The sequence below is a fragment of the Paenibacillus sp. FW101-FHT12H11 genome (assembly GCF_058790355.1).
This window is the reverse complement of record NZ_JBYTCO010000003.1, coordinates 271,272-286,369: the sequence shown is the minus strand read 5'-3', so window position 1 is coordinate 286,369 and position 15,098 is coordinate 271,272. Positions and strand designations below refer to the sequence as shown.

Here is a 15,098-nt window from a genome sequence, read left to right as displayed (position 1 = left end):
ATTTGAGATAGTTAATCAACGAATTACGATTATAGGAATAAATTTGATTAACCAACTAGTGTCTATTATTATATAATTAAGCAGGTAAGTTCAATGGTTAAAGAAACGTAATCTGTTGATATATCAACAGAACGGCGAAATGTGTTTAGTATCTTAGAAGGTTTGGTGAATATACCATGGCAAAAACAGATCGGCGCATCCTTAAAACGCAAGAATCTTTGAAAAAAGCTGTTGTTGAACTGATGACTGAAAAAAATTTTGATGATATAACCATTCAGGATATATCGGATCGGGCTAACCTAAATCGAGGAACCATTTATCTGCATTATCAGGATAAATTTGATCTATTGGATAAACTCATTCAAACACACCTCGATGAATTAGGCGAGATGGATGAATGGGCTTGTAAGCTGGATTGGAACGAGGCTCTTGTACCCTATTTTGAATATTTCGAGAAAAATTATTTGTTTTTTTCAACCATGCTCGCAAGTACGGGGACTCCATCTGCCTTTCGAGCTCGGCTTCTTGCTTCTTTTATACAAGGATTCAAAGGTGAAATTGACAGAGATAGCGGAAAAAATGCAGATTTAATCGATGATGTCATGTTGCAATATGCAGGTACCGCTTATGCAGGCGTGATTGAATGGTGGATCAAAAACGGCATGCCCTATCCGCCTCAAGTTATGGCTAAACAAGTGGGTACCTTGTTAGAGAGAAGTTTGTAGGTTAAGCTGCTTCCAAAGGAAACGGCAGCCGATGGCCGGCTGCCGTTTCGTCTTCATTATAGTTTCTCACCAGAATTTCGTTTCTTGATTCCTACGATTCGTTATGTTTATAACCGTCAATTATTAAATCTAACTTTCCTGTTTCCGGATCGATTACAAGGCCATGAACGGGAATGTTTCTTGGCAGGAGGGGATGGTTTTTGACCGTATGCACGCTTCCTTTGACGGAATCTTCAACACTATCAAAACCGTGCAGCCACTTTTGCAAATTAATTCCGGAACTTTCGAGCGTGTCGATAATTTCGGAAGATATCCCGTTCTCTTTCATTTTATTAATCGTTTCCCCTGGGTCAATACAGCTCATCCCACAATCATGATGCCCGACCACGAAAACTTCGTCTGCATTTAATTCATATATAGCAACAATTACGCTACGCATAACGCTGCCGAATGGGTGCAAAACAATCGCTCCAGCATCTTTAATGATTTTGGAATTCCCATCCTTTATATTTAATGCTCGGGGTAGGAGCTCCGTAAGCCTTGAGTCCATACAAGTGATAACAACCATCTTTTTGTCTTTGAACCTAGCTGTTTTATATTTTTCAAATTCCTTTTTCTCTACGAACTCGGAGTTAAAGTCTAACATACTATAAAGTCTCTCCAAGCTTCTCACCTCAATTTCTCTTTTGATATCTAACAATCTTATCATAACCTGCAAAGCATCCTCAACATGCAGCTGCATGAAAATATTCCTGCTGCAAATCATTGCCCCTGAGGGCCTCCATATTGATAGGAGAACCACTCAATGTCCAAATATCCATTTTCCGCTGTATTGTTAAAGCTAAATAACCCGATTCGATCTCCCCGATAATGGCCCCAGTTGAGTTGATAGCGTTCGTCGAAATCGATGAAATTTTTACCATCAAGACTATAAGAGAAGGTGTTGATTCCGTCTAACCCCCAACAAGATCTTAACCATAGGTCACACTGACTGATGCGAGATCCCATAGTTTGAATACCTGTATCGTTGTATCGGATTGTTCTGACTGTTCCCTCTTGTTTAACACTAATCGTGCAATACCTCGTTCCAAAATGGCATAAGCCTGCCTCCTGCCCATCTTCCATTCCAGATAGATCTATCTTTGTGACGACTGCATTATTTACAGTTCTCAAGCTTCGTTGTGTAAGTATATTGCAGACTGTAAAAAAGTTCCCAACATCTATGGGTACGCATGCATGCAATCGAAAATAACCCTGTCTTTCCGTCAAAGACCATTTGCCAGCTCTAGGTTGATGATTCCATTCCCATTGAGGTTCTAACCTTGCGTTAGTAAAGTTCACGCTCGTACTTGGAGTGATCAAGGGGTAACCTTGTATTGGCTTTTTGCCTCCCCATACCATTTCTCCAATGCCATCCCCATCGATATCCTCCCCGATGATTGGCCAGCCGTCAACCCAAGTGACTGGAAGCAAATGCAAGGTTCTCCCTTCATAATAACCGCCAGTCCCCTGATGTGAGATGAAATACCATGTCCCGTCCTCCGTTTGCAGCAAACCTCCCTGATTAGGCTCTCGATCCAGTGCCTCACCATGAGAATGAATGAGTTCTTTCTCGTCGTATGGACCACAGATATGTGAAGATCTGAGCATCATAACGACTCTAAGATCTTTTCCTGCCTGATGCCGAACCTCACTGTGGAAAAAGTAATATAAACCGTCTATTTTGTAAATCTTCGTCGCTTCACTGCCCTTATATTGATGGAAAACGAAATCAGTATCCTTCCTTATCTGGTTTCCTTCTTCATTCATCTGAAATAAATGCATCTTGTATTCATTGCTGAAATTTGTGGCAGCTAGATAGCCTTGTCCATCTTCATCCCAAAATGGGCAGCAATCATCCCAACCTTCGATCTGCCAAATATGCTGCAGAGGCTCCCAAGGACCTTCAGGCCGAGTCGATGAACTCATGAAAAATCCTTCGTCCGGCGTACAGAAATAGACCCAAAATTTATCTTTGTAGTATCGTATTGCGCCCGCCCAAACGCCTCTGCCGTACCTATTCATTTTGTCAAAATTCAATTCAGGGCTTATTTGCGTGAGATCATTGACGACGTGTCCAATAATCACCCAATTCACCAGGTCTTTCGAGTACAAAATAACCATCCCAGGAGAAAAATGCAAAGTTGAGGAAATACAATAGAAATCACTGCCAACTCGGATAACATCAGGGTCACTAAAATCTCCCGGTAAGATAGGATTGATGTACGTACCATCACCTTGATCACCCCAGAGACCGTTCTTTGAAGATAGCTCCAATGCTGGTTTCACAGACTTCACTCCATTTCTTTTGCTCAACAGGTTATCCTTTTCAGGATTCGTAAATACTATAGTATTAAGCTTGGACGACTATATGGAGGTGCTTCTTATGATGTTTATTACCGTGTTTATCCTTGCATATGCATTATTTTCGCTCTCCGCTGTTTTATTTCCTACCGATATTAATTATTATACTAGTCTTAATAAGCCAGCTTGGAGCCCTCCTCCTAAACTCTTCGGCATTGTATGGAGCATTATGTATGGTCTGATTTCACTTTCAATTGCCGTTGTTTATACAAAAACAAATGGTTTTCAGGAAGCCTCCCTGGCCTATGTCGTAACTTTGTTGATCAATTATATCGCTAATCAAGCCTTTACCTTTATCGAGTTTAACCTAAAAAACTTGCGTTTGGCTTTCCTTGATACGGTTGTTGTAGCCTTCACTTCGTTTCTGCTGATATATTTCACCCTTCCTTATTCCAAACTTGCTGCGTGGTTGCTGGTACCTTACTTATTGTGGTCCTGTTTTGCTGCTTTATTGGCCTGGTCCATCTACCAGTTAAATAAGGATGTAAACCGTGTATATTGAAAATTAGATGATTCAACTGAAAAAACCCTTGAAAATTTCAAGGGCTTTTGATTATCTTCTGAATGCTAGGATGACGCGAGCCAGCCCAGTGAAAACGTTGTAAATTTGATAGTCATCTCTTTCGTTTCAGAAAATCACCTGCGAGACAAGCCTTCCTTTGTAACACCCAAGCTGGACTGAATGCCTCTTCCCGGCCCCGCTCCAATAAATGCCATCCAAGATTCTTTCACCGCGGGATTTAACTCGATCGGCCTCGAGCTGCCTCCATGAACGGCAACGGCGCTTGAGCCTTCAAGCCGATTTAACGTCCTGGCCAGCTCCCCGCCAAAATAGCCACTGCCTGCTACCCCAAAACGAACGCTTTTCATTCCATTAAGCTCCTCTGCCCTGTTCTACAAACCGGCCATAAATTGTAGAATCTGATCCTTCATGCCGGGAATCGGTTCATGACCGAAGTCCGGATAAATTTCGAGCTTGACCGATGTTTTCATTTTATTGATTGCAGCAAATTGCGAAGACGGTGGACAAACGGTATCCATTAGACCGACACCCATCAATGCGTCCGCTTGTATTCGCGGTGCTAAATGTTGAATATCGATATAGCCCAATTTGGTAAACCACTCTTCCTCTCGAAGATGTTGGGGATCGAAATATCGCAAGAAATTCTGAAGCTCCCAGTAGGCATCCTTCGCTAGGTCCATTTCCCATACTCTCTTATAATCGCTCAAAAAGGGATAGATTGAGGCTACTTTGCGAACTCTCGGCTCAAGCGCCGCACAGGCAATCGCCAGTGCGCCTCCTTGCGACCAACCGGTAACGCCAACCCGGCCCGCATCCACCTCCGGAAAGTTCATGACGATGTCGGCAAGCTGCGCCGTATCCAAAAACACATGACGGAAGAACAGCTTGTGCGGATCATGATCTTGCAATCCGCGAATGATATGGCCTCGCAAAGTATGGCCGACGACACCGCCTGTATCTTCGGACAGCCCTCCTTGTCCGCGAACATCAAGCCATGCGGTTGAGCAGCCAAGCGCTGTGTAGGCCAACATCTCCGACCAGTCCCCGCTGCAGCCGGAATAGCCATGAAACTGCAGGACAGCCGGATGCTGTCCATCCGCCGCTTTGGGCCGCACATATTTAGCGTGAATACGCGCACCGTTTACACCTGTAAAATACAAGTGAAAACATTCAGCGGAAGGCGCCTGAAATTCAGCCGGAATGAGTTCCACACAAGGATCAACGGCCTGCATCTCTTGCAGCGCATGTTCCCAATAGGCGTCAAAATCGATCGGCTTCGGATTACGCCCTTCATAGGTTTTCAACTGCTCTAACGACAAATCAACGACAGGCATCCTGGACTATCCTCCTATGAAAAGGTCTTTGTTGACTTTCACGACAGCTTTCCGAATGCGGGAAGGAGCAGGGTCGTCTTTTCCTCTCAGGCCCGGCCTATGAACATCATGGGGATAAAAGACAGCGTACATGCCTGGAGCAAGCTCCAGGAACTGTTCCCCGGCAGCCCAATCGTACAAGCTATAATCATTTTCTTTGCTGCTTTCAACCACAGTAAGTTCAGCAGATTCTCCCGCCCAACCGATCGTTTCTTTGCCGTCTAACAATAAGTGAATGTCGATATACGTGTTGTGCTTTTCTGCCCGGGTTTCTGTCACGTCCCTTGCATTCAGTTCCATAACCGTATAGTAAATATCGTCGCCTTGTAACGCATATCTGCCATTCCCAATCTTGGAGAAATCCACGCCTTGTACCTCATCTATGATTTTCCTAAGTACGGGATGGACAAACTGGCGTTCCTTACTCCAATTTTCCTTATTTCCTATAATCATAGCTGCACCCCTTCGTCTGCGTATTCCCAGATTTGCATAGCCGCGCCGATCATGCCGCTCCAATTGCCTTTATAAGCCGGCTCGATACGAACGGCATCCAACATAGAAGCCATCGTTCGACTGCGCACTTCTTGACGCAGCCGGTCAAACAGAAGCTCACCCGCTTCTGCAACGCCGCCGCCGATGACGATCAGCCCCGGATTAAACGTGTGAATTAACGAGGCAATAGCTGTGCCTAGAGCGGCTATTGTTTCTTCCATGATCGTACTAGCAAGCGGTTCGCCAGCCTGCCAACGGGCAAAAACTTCGCGCGTATCCACATCCTTCGCAGGAAGCCCTTCTGTCACCAGCTTCTCTTTCATCCTTCTGGCGATACTGGTCCCGGATGCGTATTGCTCCAAGCAGCCCCTCCCTCCGCATATGCAAAAGGGACCTTGAAAATGAACGGACATATGGCCAAGTTCACCTGCCCCGCCCCAAGCGCCATGTACCAAGCGGCCATTAACGACAATAGCTCCCCCTACGCCGGTTCCGAGAGCAAGGCATATAAAGTTATCGATGCCCTTTCCCGCTCCAAACCGCTTTTCCGTGAGTGCGAGTACATTCACATCGTTATCGACGTGTACGGACAGATGAAATCTTTCCTGCATGATCTTCTTAAGCTCCGTCCCTTGGTAACCCGGTATAAGATCGGAGGAAAATCGAATTTGACCGCTCGCCCATTCAATCTGCCCGGCGCTTCCGATCCCGATGCCCCGTACCCGAAAGTCGGGCTGCTCCAGCACTACTTTCTGGAGCAAATGTTCAACTGCTTCTATTGCCCGATTGCCCGTATGCATTTGCCCCGCTAAGGTTCTGAGGCTAAGCGAATGAAGGACTTCTCCCGATCTGCTAACGATGCCCGCATTGATTTTGGTACCGCCTATGTCCACACCAATCGCATAAGCGGATTGAGCGTCATACCATCCGGCATTCATCGCTTCACTTCCCCCGAATCAATGCTATTACGCACGGCATTCACATATCGCGAAGTTATCAGCTGCGGACGCGTAATGGCGCTTCCGACGACAACGTAGGGGACTCCGGTTTGCATCGCCTTAGCCGCATCCCCCGGTGTCCAAATGCGACCTTCCGCAACAACGGGAACCTGCACGGAGGCGCACAATTGGGACAATAGCTCGAAGTCAGGCTCGTCTTGCTGCCGGCTGTAAGGCGTATACCCCGAAAGTGTCGTTCCGATGAAATCTACGCCCAGCTTCTCCGCAGCCAACCCTTCCTCCAGTGTGGAAACATCGGCCATAACAGCAACTCCTTGCTCATGAGCATATGCAATCAAGGGCTTCACAGCCTCCAAGCGTCCCTCGCGGTCCGTAACATCCAGAGCAACAATATCCGCTCCAGCCGATATGATGGCTTTTACTTCTGTAAGGGTCGGGGTAATAAAAATAGCCGAATCCGGAATATCTCGTTTAATAAGTCCGATAACAGGCACATCAACTTCTTGTTTGATGCAAAGAATATCAAATACACCGTTCGTGCGAATGCCAATAGCTCCGGATTGCACCGCGGCTCTTGCCATTTTCGTCATCGTGTCGCCGCCGTGCAAAGGTTCGTCCGCAAGTGCCTGACAGGAAACAATTAACCCTTTTTCAGGAAAAATACTGCTCATTCTACTCATGTGTCATCCTCCCTCTCCCAAAATGAATTAGACCTGAGCTTGGTTGATATACGACAAGATTTTCTCGTTGATTGTTTTTAAACGGCCCATTTCCGCCTCTGGAACTGGCAAGAACGGCAATCTCGCTTCGCCGGTGTTCAAACCGCGCAGCTTCAGAATCTGTTTGCAAGCACCATACAAGGATGGGAAGGACAGCAGTTCCGCAATCAGATCATTCACAATAAACTGCCATTTGCGGGCTTCTTCCGCTTTACCCTCGACATAACACTGTTCAATTTTCATAAATAACTCTGGCATAACACCGTATGTGCCGCCGATACCGCCGTCCGCCCCCATGCTGCGGCCTGCCAAATACTGCTCGTCCGGACCGTTAAAGACAAGGAAATCATCTCCACCGGCCGCTTTAAACTGCTGCAATTCAAAGGTGCTTTCGGCGGATATTTTCACCCCGATGACTTTCTCTTGGGCTGCCATTTTCGTAAGTAAAGCTTTGGACAATTGAAACCCTGTCGTTTGGGGAATATGATAAATAATAAACGGCAGCGATGTGCTGTCTATCATCTGTTGCCAGTGATGTTCAACGCTTTGCGGAGACAAACGGTAATAAATCGACGGTACTGCTGATATCGCATGAGCGCCTACTTGCTCAGCATGTTTGGATAGCTCGACGCTGTCTCGGGTAGAAGGTGCGCCAACATGCGCGATGATCGTCATTTCTTGGCCAACTTCCTCCATAACTGCCTCAAGTGTTTGCTTCCGTTCTTCGACGTTTTGAAGCATCCCTTCCCCGGAACTGCCTCCCACGTATAAACCATTCACGCCAATATTGGCATAGTGACGAGCTAATTTTTTAGCTGCCTCTTTGCTCACTTCGCCTTTCTCGTCATAGCAAGAATACATAGCTACTGTTATACCTTTGAAGCGACCTGAGTCATAAGTTTTCATGTTATTCATTCTCCTTTAATTTATTTCGACGAAGCTGCAATAATATCGTTTGACTTCTTCACCCAGTCGTCCAATGCTTGCTGAGCCGTTTTGGCCTTCGTCAATGCGGCCTGAACCTCTGGGTAGAAAGCGGCGCGAGTTTGCGGATATCCTGGAACGGACTCACCGATGTCTCCGGCGTATTTGAACAATTCGATGGTTTTGCTTTTCATTGTGCCGGCCTCATAACTTTTCGCAAGCGATTTGCGCGCTACAATGACGGATTCCGCTTGGGTCATCTTGCCCATGTTTTCCGGGTTGTTCGCAAATTTCACAAACTCTTTGGCCCATTTCATTTTCACTTCATTCTTCGTATTCCACATCCAAGTTCCATAACCAAACAATACTGTGTTTGAAGATTTTCCATCCACGGAAGGGAAAGGTACAATATCGACATCGAATTTTTTGGCATTTCCTTCAGCAAATGCCTTATTCAACGTCGGTAAATTCCCGATATTTCCAAACGCCATGCCAAGCTTGCCTTGAACGAACATATCGTTGAATACCGCAGTCGCTTTTAGCCCGGCCGCGCCTGGCGGAACCACGCCCTCATCCGTCAGCTTGGTCAAGAATTCAAGCCCTTTCACGCCTTCCGGTGAGTTCAGAGTTGCCTTCGTATCGTCATCATTCCATGTTTTTGCGCCAAAACCCCATAAAATAGAATGAGTTCCTTGGTCACCGCCGGAATCCCCAGCATAAAGTCCGTAACCGTAAGTTTGCTTCGACGGGTCCGTCACTGCCTTGGCCGCTTTTAGAAACTGTTCGGAAGACCACGGCTGCATATTTTGAGGGAGAAGATCCAGTGCACCTTTTTCCTTGAATAAATCTTTATTCACTAATAACCCGATAGCGACCGTGCTGTTTGGATAAATATAGACCTTGTTGTCCACCGAAACGGACTTCAATGTTTTTTCTTCGAAATCTTGTTTGTCGATCATATCGTCAAGCGGAACCAGCAATCCTTTTTTGGCATAAGACAATGGCCAGAAGAATGAACCTTGTTGAATGTCAGGAACTTCGTTCGTATTGGCGGCGACGCTGATTCGTTCATTGATTTTGTCGTCCGGCGTTACAACCATGTTAATTTTCACATTTGGATTCGCTTTTTCAAATCCTGCTTTGATGTCGTCATAGACTTGCTTCACATCTCCGCGTGCATCAACCCACCAAGTGAGCTCGACTTTCTCTTTCGAACCCGTTGTCGCTGCCGGCGCATTGCCCGCATTTTTTTTCTCGTCTGTTTTGGCGCATCCCGCGGCAGCTGTTAGAACTAACGCAGATGACAACAAAGTAATGGCAAGCTTTTTCATGTAAACCCCTCCAATTTTTCATTCATCAAATCAGAAACCATAACACATTCCTCTCACTCCGTTGCGCGAAGGCTCACCTCCTAAAGTAGTATCAAATTAACCCTTTACACCGCCAAGTGTGATGCCTTTCACGAAATATTTCTGAAAACTGATGAAAATAATGAATACCGGTATAAAACCAAGCGATGCGGCAGCCATTTGCAGCCCATAATTGGCCACATACTCCGATACGAGTGTTGAAATACCCACATTTATCGTCATTTTGGTCTTATCGCTGAGCATAATCAACTGCCAGAGGTAATCGTTCCAGGCATACGTAAATGTAAAGATTGCAAGCGCCCCAATGGCCGGCTTAATGATCGGAAAGAACAATTTGAAAAATAATCCGATTTCAGAGCAGCCATCAATTCTTCCGGCTTCCAGCAGCTCGGTCGGCACGGATTCGCTGAATTGCTTCATCATGAATACCGCAAACGGGATGGTCAACACCGGCAAAATGGCGCTCGCCAAATTGTTCACAAGACCAAGGTCCCGCATCATCGTAAATAAGGGAACAAGTGTAATTTGTCTGGGAATGAACATTGCAATTAAGACGGCACTAAAGAAAAATTCGGAGCCTTTGAATTTTCGCTTGGTTAAAGCGTAACCCGCCATTGATGCAATGAGGACAACGCCAACTGTGGCAATAACAGAAACCAAGCCGCTATTGTACAACCAATAAAAGATGGAGCCGTCATTGATCAGATTGGAGAAGTTCGCCATCGTTATTTTTGTAGGAATCCAGTCAGGAGGAATTTTCACACTGGAAGACTGGTTCTTAAAAGCGCCGGTAAACATCCAATACAACGGAAAGATAAACAATGCGGCAGACACATACAGAAGGATATTCCCCAATACCTTCATGATCAAGTAAGATGATTTAGCCATGAGTACTCCTCCCTTAGTATTGAATATCTGACTTCATGAGCTTAAACTGAACAACGGCAACAATCGAAATCAGGACAGTAATAATGATGCCCATTGCAGAGGCTGCGCCAAGCTTTCCATACACGAATGCGGTTTCATATAACAAAAACATAATCGTGGAAGTGGCGTAGTTGGGTCCGCCTCCCGTTAGCATTTGTACAACAACAAAGGTTTGGAAGGCCCATATCGTTGACATGACCAGAATATACAATGATGTCGGTTTCAAGAGCGGCAGCGTAATGTGCCAGAACTTTCTTGGCGCTGAAGCCCCATCGATATCCGCCGCCTCATAGTACTCAGGAGATATGTTACCCAATGCAGCTAATAGTAAAATAATAGGTTGTCCCACGTTAAAGGTCACAACGACTAGAATCAGCGCTAATAAGGCTACGCGTTCATCAGAGAGCCACATGACGGGCTTTGCTCCGAACAAGGATAAGGCATAGTTGGCAATCCCGTTCACAGGGCTATAGATCCAAGCCCAAATTAAGGAAAGAATGACTTGAGAAGTGATGATCGGCAAGTAAAACGCACCTCTGAAGAAAGAGGCAATATGCTTATGTTTGCCATAAATGAGCACGGCCGCAAATATGGCGAAAATAAATGTTAATGGCACTGTGCCGACGACAAAACCGAATGTGTTGGCGATGGAGCGTAAAAAGACGCGATCTGACATCAATTCCGCATAGTTCCCAAGCCCAATCCATTCCTTCTGCCCTAGTCCGTAATCAAAAAAACTAAGATAGAAGGCGTTTACAATCGGGTAAATCTCAAAAATAAGAAACAAAATGGCAAATGGAGCAATAAAAAAGAGCCCCCAATATTCACCTCGAATAGACCGCCGCGACGCCTTAGCAACTCTAGTCGTCATCTTCACCCCTCCAAATCATAATCTGTTATTCTAGTTGTTTTTCTTTTTGTATAGCGCTTACAGGAATTATTATAGTTTACGGAAACTTTATAAAACAGGAACGTATCTATTGCTTTTGTTCATAAAAATAAGGAGTTTTTACAGCTGTTCACTTTTCCACGATCATTGTTCACTTTTTTACGAATGTGCAAACAAAAACAACAAATCCCCCTTAGGATAAGGAGGATTTGAACTTTACACGGTATTGTTGAGGGCTTACACCCATCGTTTTCTTAAAGATTCGGCCAAAATAATTGAAGTTCTCATAGCCTACCTTTTCTGCAATCGCATACACAGGCAGCTTGGATTCAAGCAATAATTCCGCTGCTTTTCCTACACGAATTTGATTGAGATATTCCGAAAAACCGACCTGCGTTTCTTTTTTAAACAAATAACTCAAATAATTTTCACTCATTCTGACTCGTTCGGCGGCATGCCTCAAAGAGATGTCCTCTGTATAGTTGGATTTCATGTAAAGAATGAGTTGTTGAATATCTTCCCGGAAGTTTCCTCCCCCCAATGCTTTCCCCTGACCGCAGCAATCATCAATGAGTTGTTCGAACCATTGCTTCGCCTTACTCAATTCATCAAAGTTAAGGACTTGTTTATATAGGGGTTCCTCCTGCTCAAGCTCTTTGAACAAGTCTTCCTGATAAGGTTTTAGGCCGTTCTGAATCGTATGCAGCAGATGTAAACACAATTGGATGCACTTCTCGACGGGACCCTTCCACATTTCCATCCGTTCGAAGATTCTGTCCAATACTTGCTTGATCCCCGCCGCGTTCATACGGTCCAATTCGACTTTCAAGACCGTCTCATCCTCTTGGAGTATCACATTCCCCGCCGGAATATTCTCCAAGTGCTCGCCATATAAATAAACCTTTTCTTTTCCTTCATAAAAATAATTTTGGAGCGCGCGTTTCGCCCTCGCGTATACGTCTGGCAGACTCTCTATACCTTGAGACCCTTCACTGATCCCTATGCTAAGAGACAGATTAATAAATCTTCTTGCGGCCTCCATGATCTCCTTGCCGAACCTGATCGCCTCGTCAACGGGAAGGACTCCCTCCTTCTTTTTGGGCAAAAGCAGGACGATCTCTTCCTCATTCACATCTTGAAATATGCCCTCTGTGCTCTTGTCCAGCTGTAAGGAAATAAGATTCATTAACTTCATCTTGTCCGAGCTATCGGTTCGACGCTGATTACGATGAATGGTTATCAGTACAAAAACATAGCCATTCAGAAAGAATGCTGTATCTTTTTCTGCAACCTGCGTTTCTTCCGCTATGACATTCCCCTGAAAAATCCACTGTTTCAGCTGCCGCGAACCTCCATTTTCACTCACTTCCACCGCGGGCTTTGTATCGATTTGACGCTGCCGAACCTCCCGGCTTGATGAAATTTTCTTCGAAACCTCGAGCAGCATTTGCAAAAGCTCTTCAGGTTTTAATGACGCTTTCAAAATATAGTCTTCTACTCCCAATTTCATTGCTTTCCGCACATATTCATAATCATTATGAGAACTGAGCACAATGATATGCGTATCCGGGTATTCGCTCTTCACTTTCTCAATTAGCTCAATACCGTTCATTCTAGGCATGACAATGTCGGTCAGTATGATATCGGGCCTCGTCTTCTCGATAATCTCCAAGGCTTCCAAACCATCCTGTGCATCCCCGACATAGGTCAACTGGTGCTGCTCCCAGTCAATCAATGATTTTATACCTAATCGAACCAAAAATTCGTCATCTACGAGCAGTACTTTCAGAGGCATAAGCATTCCCTTCTTCAATCGTTTTGAGCGGCAATTTGAACTCGACCGTCGTCTCGTTCGCCTTACTTTGAATATGCAAACCGTAACCTTCACCGTATTGAAGCCGGATGCGCTCATGCACATTCATAATACCGATACTTTGCGATGCAGCATGTTCATGTCCTTGCAATAAGCAATGATTAATTTTATCGATTTTGTCCGGATGAATCCCCGTACCATTGTCTGTGACGGTTAATATCATTTGATTTTGATCTTGGTCGGCCACAGCCTTTATTGTAATAACGCCTCTCCCTTCCATCGGCTCAATGCCATGGTGAATGCTATTCTCTATAATGGGCTGGAGCATAAATTTGATGGCTTCCTGCTTCATTAAGGGTTCGGGAATATGAAACTCGACACTCAATTTATCGTTGTATCTCAATTTCATTAGAGTAATATAATGCTCAACATAGTCCATTTCCTCTTTAAGCGAAATCAACGTTTCTCCTCTTCCAATGCTCGCTTCCATCATACTTCCCAGGCTGGACAACATCTCCCCGACTTCCCGGTCATTGCGGATATATGCCATCCACTTGATATTGTTCAACGTATTCAAAATAAAATGCGGGTTAATCTGCGCCTGAAGCGCTCGAAAACGCATTTCTTCTTTCTGGACATACTCCTCCTTCAGCCTTTGAAGCAGGTCCCGGATTTGTCTGGCCATGTGGTTATAGGTATCGATCAGCGTAGCAATTTCATTGGGACCCGAAAGCGCCAAGGAGCTGTTAAAGTCGTTTTTCTCTATTTCTTTCATTCGTTTATTTAAAAGCTTGACCGGCTTGGATACTCGGTAAGATATGCTGAACGCGAGCAGCATAAATACGATGACAATGATCCCGACCGTGATCATATTCGTTCTGCGCAAATCAAATATTTCTTTAAACACCGTATCGTAAGGAATAAACTGTATTAATTTCCAGCCGGTTAATCCAATCGTGTCATAGCTGGCAATCCATTTCTGATGATTTTTTTCCACAATCAGCTGCCCTTTGGAGGAGTCCCATATTGGGGAGACATCTTCTGGTAAAACCTCTATGGGATCCATGCCCGCTTTCATGGAGCTGGAAATGATTTTCCCCTGTTGGTCCATGATCATGACATTGCCGTCCAATTTCGACATGTACTTGCGAAAATCGCTTTCGCTTACGCTAAAAAGCTCGATCCCGATGTTTTGATTGGTTTGTACATCTGTAATGGTTTTAATCAGCGTAACGAGCTGACTCTTGTCATAATAAATATAATTGCGGCTGTCATTCGCCATCCAGCTAATGCCAAATGGTTCTTTTAGCATCTCTTTATACCAGTCCGATTGAATATACTCGTCGTATAAATCTTGTTGGACAATTTTGTTGCTTAACCAATTGCCGTGCATATCGAGCAAAGTTACATAACTTTCCGAAAAATAAGAAGAATAAAGCTTATTCATTGCGTTATCTGCAAGCCGCAGCTTTTCATAATACGTAACGGAATTCGGCTGTTTCAGCAGGGAGGTGATATTGGGGTTCGTTGAGATATCTACCGCGGATTTCAGCATATCCTGCAGTAATAACTCAATGTTGAAATCGATTTGGTACAAAGCTTCTGATGTCGCATTGCCGATTTTATTCTCAATCACGCGCTCAAGAGGTTTATCGATCCAAAAGGCGCTAATAAATAGGGGAATGATGAGAAACAATAGAATGAAAAAAAGAATCTGGTTGTGAATAGAATTCCAGCGTTGCATTGATTTTTTCACCCATTGCATGGCGCGACCCCACTCTGCTTAAAATTTACCTGCCCTCCTTCCCTCATTCTCCAAATAGAGAAGGAAAACGAAGAGCAACTTTTAGTGAAGTCTACCACACTATGCGCAAAGGCACAATTTAGAGCATCCACATATATAAAGAAATGAAGAGGCTGTCCCAGAAGTCATTTCAATGACTTTTGGGACAGCCTCTTCATTACCCTAAATCTCTCTCGT

The 15,098-nt window shown here is 44.8% G+C and carries 15 protein-coding genes; 2 read left to right on the top strand and 13 right to left on the bottom strand.

The window, feature by feature from the left end; genetic code table 11:
* The first annotated feature begins 176 nt into the window (after positions 1–176).
* Positions 177–725 (top strand): TetR/AcrR family transcriptional regulator, encoded by a 549-nt coding sequence (locus tag AC3WTJ_RS11520; RefSeq protein WP_492521838.1) that lies wholly within the window; start codon positions 177–179, stop codon positions 723–725.
* Positions 726–816: 91 nt separating this feature from the next.
* Here the strand turns inward: AC3WTJ_RS11520 and AC3WTJ_RS11515 are convergent, their stop codons facing one another.
* On the bottom strand, positions 817–1,389 hold the full coding sequence (locus AC3WTJ_RS11515) for a beta-class carbonic anhydrase (protein ID WP_492522220.1): 573 nt from the start codon (positions 1,387–1,389) through the stop codon (positions 817–819).
* A 98-nt stretch (positions 1,390–1,487) separates the two neighbouring features.
* Positions 1,488–3,053, bottom strand: a complete 1,566-nt coding sequence (locus AC3WTJ_RS11510) for a glycoside hydrolase family 43 protein (RefSeq protein WP_492521837.1) — start codon at positions 3,051–3,053, stop codon at positions 1,488–1,490.
* A gap of 97 nt (positions 3,054–3,150) precedes the next feature.
* On the opposite strand from AC3WTJ_RS11510, the gene AC3WTJ_RS11505 reads away from it, so the two are divergent.
* Positions 3,151–3,630 carry a TspO/MBR family protein gene (locus AC3WTJ_RS11505; RefSeq protein ID WP_492521836.1) on the top strand — a complete coding sequence of 160 codons (480 nt, stop codon included), beginning with the start codon at positions 3,151–3,153 and terminating at the stop codon, positions 3,628–3,630.
* Positions 3,631–3,764: 134 nt separating this feature from the next.
* Here AC3WTJ_RS11505 and AC3WTJ_RS11500 read toward each other — a convergent pair whose 3' ends face one another.
* The 11 genes from AC3WTJ_RS11500 to AC3WTJ_RS11450 form a co-directional block, all read right to left on the bottom strand.
* The gene (locus AC3WTJ_RS11500) at positions 3,765–3,998 is read right to left on the bottom strand and encodes a hypothetical protein (RefSeq protein WP_492521835.1); all 234 of its coding nucleotides are present in this window, start codon (positions 3,996–3,998) and stop codon (positions 3,765–3,767) included.
* A 24-nt stretch (positions 3,999–4,022) separates the two neighbouring features.
* The gene (locus tag AC3WTJ_RS11495; protein ID WP_492521834.1) at positions 4,023–4,985 is read right to left on the bottom strand and encodes an acetylxylan esterase; all 963 of its coding nucleotides are present in this window, start codon (positions 4,983–4,985) and stop codon (positions 4,023–4,025) included.
* Positions 4,986–4,991: 6 nt separating this feature from the next.
* Positions 4,992–5,477, bottom strand: coding sequence for a NanQ anomerase/TabA/YiaL family protein (locus AC3WTJ_RS11490; protein WP_492521833.1), 486 nt, complete (start codon positions 5,475–5,477; stop codon positions 4,992–4,994).
* The gene (locus AC3WTJ_RS11485) at positions 5,474–6,454 is read right to left on the bottom strand and encodes an ROK family protein (protein ID WP_492521832.1); all 981 of its coding nucleotides are present in this window, start codon (positions 6,452–6,454) and stop codon (positions 5,474–5,476) included. The genes AC3WTJ_RS11490 and AC3WTJ_RS11485 overlap by 4 nt, the downstream gene beginning before the upstream one ends.
* Complete coding sequence (locus AC3WTJ_RS11480; protein WP_492522219.1) at positions 6,451–7,146, bottom strand: N-acetylmannosamine-6-phosphate 2-epimerase; 696 nt, start codon at positions 7,144–7,146, stop codon at positions 6,451–6,453. The genes AC3WTJ_RS11485 and AC3WTJ_RS11480 overlap by 4 nt, the downstream gene beginning before the upstream one ends.
* Positions 7,147–7,182: 36 nt before the next feature.
* Positions 7,183–8,100: a dihydrodipicolinate synthase family protein gene (locus tag AC3WTJ_RS11475; RefSeq protein WP_492521831.1), complete on the bottom strand. Its 918-nt coding sequence runs from the start codon at positions 8,098–8,100 to the stop codon at positions 7,183–7,185.
* A 20-nt stretch (positions 8,101–8,120) separates the two neighbouring features.
* The gene (locus AC3WTJ_RS11470) at positions 8,121–9,449 is read right to left on the bottom strand and encodes an ABC transporter substrate-binding protein (RefSeq protein WP_492521830.1); all 1,329 of its coding nucleotides are present in this window, start codon (positions 9,447–9,449) and stop codon (positions 8,121–8,123) included.
* 96 nt (positions 9,450–9,545) lie between these two features.
* Entirely contained in the window at positions 9,546–10,376 is an 831-nt protein-coding gene (locus AC3WTJ_RS11465; protein ID WP_492521829.1) for a carbohydrate ABC transporter permease, read from the bottom strand.
* Between the two features lie 13 nt (positions 10,377–10,389).
* Complete coding sequence (locus AC3WTJ_RS11460; RefSeq protein WP_492521828.1) at positions 10,390–11,286, bottom strand: carbohydrate ABC transporter permease; 897 nt, start codon at positions 11,284–11,286, stop codon at positions 10,390–10,392.
* 211 nt (positions 11,287–11,497) lie between these two features.
* Complete coding sequence (locus tag AC3WTJ_RS11455) at positions 11,498–13,099, bottom strand: response regulator (RefSeq protein ID WP_492521827.1); 1,602 nt, start codon at positions 13,097–13,099, stop codon at positions 11,498–11,500.
* Positions 13,071–14,861 carry a sensor histidine kinase gene (locus AC3WTJ_RS11450; protein WP_492521826.1) on the bottom strand — a complete coding sequence of 597 codons (1,791 nt, stop codon included), beginning with the start codon at positions 14,859–14,861 and terminating at the stop codon, positions 13,071–13,073. Before AC3WTJ_RS11450 ends, AC3WTJ_RS11455 begins: the two co-directional genes overlap by 29 nt.
* Positions 14,862–15,098: the final 237 nt, after the last annotated feature.

What these genes read in the sequence shown, in the direction of transcription:
- AC3WTJ_RS11520 (WP_492521838.1), top strand. Translation starts at nt 177, where the DNA reads ATGGCAAAAACAGATCGGCGCATCCTTAAAACGCAAGAATCTTTGAAA.
- AC3WTJ_RS11505 (WP_492521836.1), top strand. Translation starts at nt 3,151, where the DNA reads ATGATGTTTATTACCGTGTTTATCCTTGCATATGCATTATTTTCGCTC.
- AC3WTJ_RS11500 (WP_492521835.1), bottom strand. Translation starts at nt 3,998, where the DNA reads ATGAAAAGCGTTCGTTTTGGGGTAGCAGGCAGTGGCTATTTTGGCGGG.
- AC3WTJ_RS11495 (WP_492521834.1), bottom strand. Translation starts at nt 4,985, where the DNA reads ATGCCTGTCGTTGATTTGTCGTTAGAGCAGTTGAAAACCTATGAAGGG.
- AC3WTJ_RS11490 (WP_492521833.1), bottom strand. Translation starts at nt 5,477, where the DNA reads ATGATTATAGGAAATAAGGAAAATTGGAGTAAGGAACGCCAGTTTGTC.
- AC3WTJ_RS11485 (WP_492521832.1), bottom strand. Translation starts at nt 6,454, where the DNA reads ATGAATGCCGGATGGTATGACGCTCAATCCGCTTATGCGATTGGTGTG.
- AC3WTJ_RS11480 (WP_492522219.1), bottom strand. Translation starts at nt 7,146, where the DNA reads ATGAGCAGTATTTTTCCTGAAAAAGGGTTAATTGTTTCCTGTCAGGCA.
- AC3WTJ_RS11475 (WP_492521831.1), bottom strand. Translation starts at nt 8,100, where the DNA reads ATGAAAACTTATGACTCAGGTCGCTTCAAAGGTATAACAGTAGCTATG.
- AC3WTJ_RS11470 (WP_492521830.1), bottom strand. Translation starts at nt 9,449, where the DNA reads ATGAAAAAGCTTGCCATTACTTTGTTGTCATCTGCGTTAGTTCTAACA.
- AC3WTJ_RS11465 (WP_492521829.1), bottom strand. Translation starts at nt 10,376, where the DNA reads ATGGCTAAATCATCTTACTTGATCATGAAGGTATTGGGGAATATCCTT.
- AC3WTJ_RS11460 (WP_492521828.1), bottom strand. Translation starts at nt 11,286, where the DNA reads ATGACGACTAGAGTTGCTAAGGCGTCGCGGCGGTCTATTCGAGGTGAA.
- AC3WTJ_RS11455 (WP_492521827.1), bottom strand. Translation starts at nt 13,099, where the DNA reads ATGCCTCTGAAAGTACTGCTCGTAGATGACGAATTTTTGGTTCGATTA.
- AC3WTJ_RS11450 (WP_492521826.1), bottom strand. Translation starts at nt 14,861, where the DNA reads ATGCAACGCTGGAATTCTATTCACAACCAGATTCTTTTTTTCATTCTA.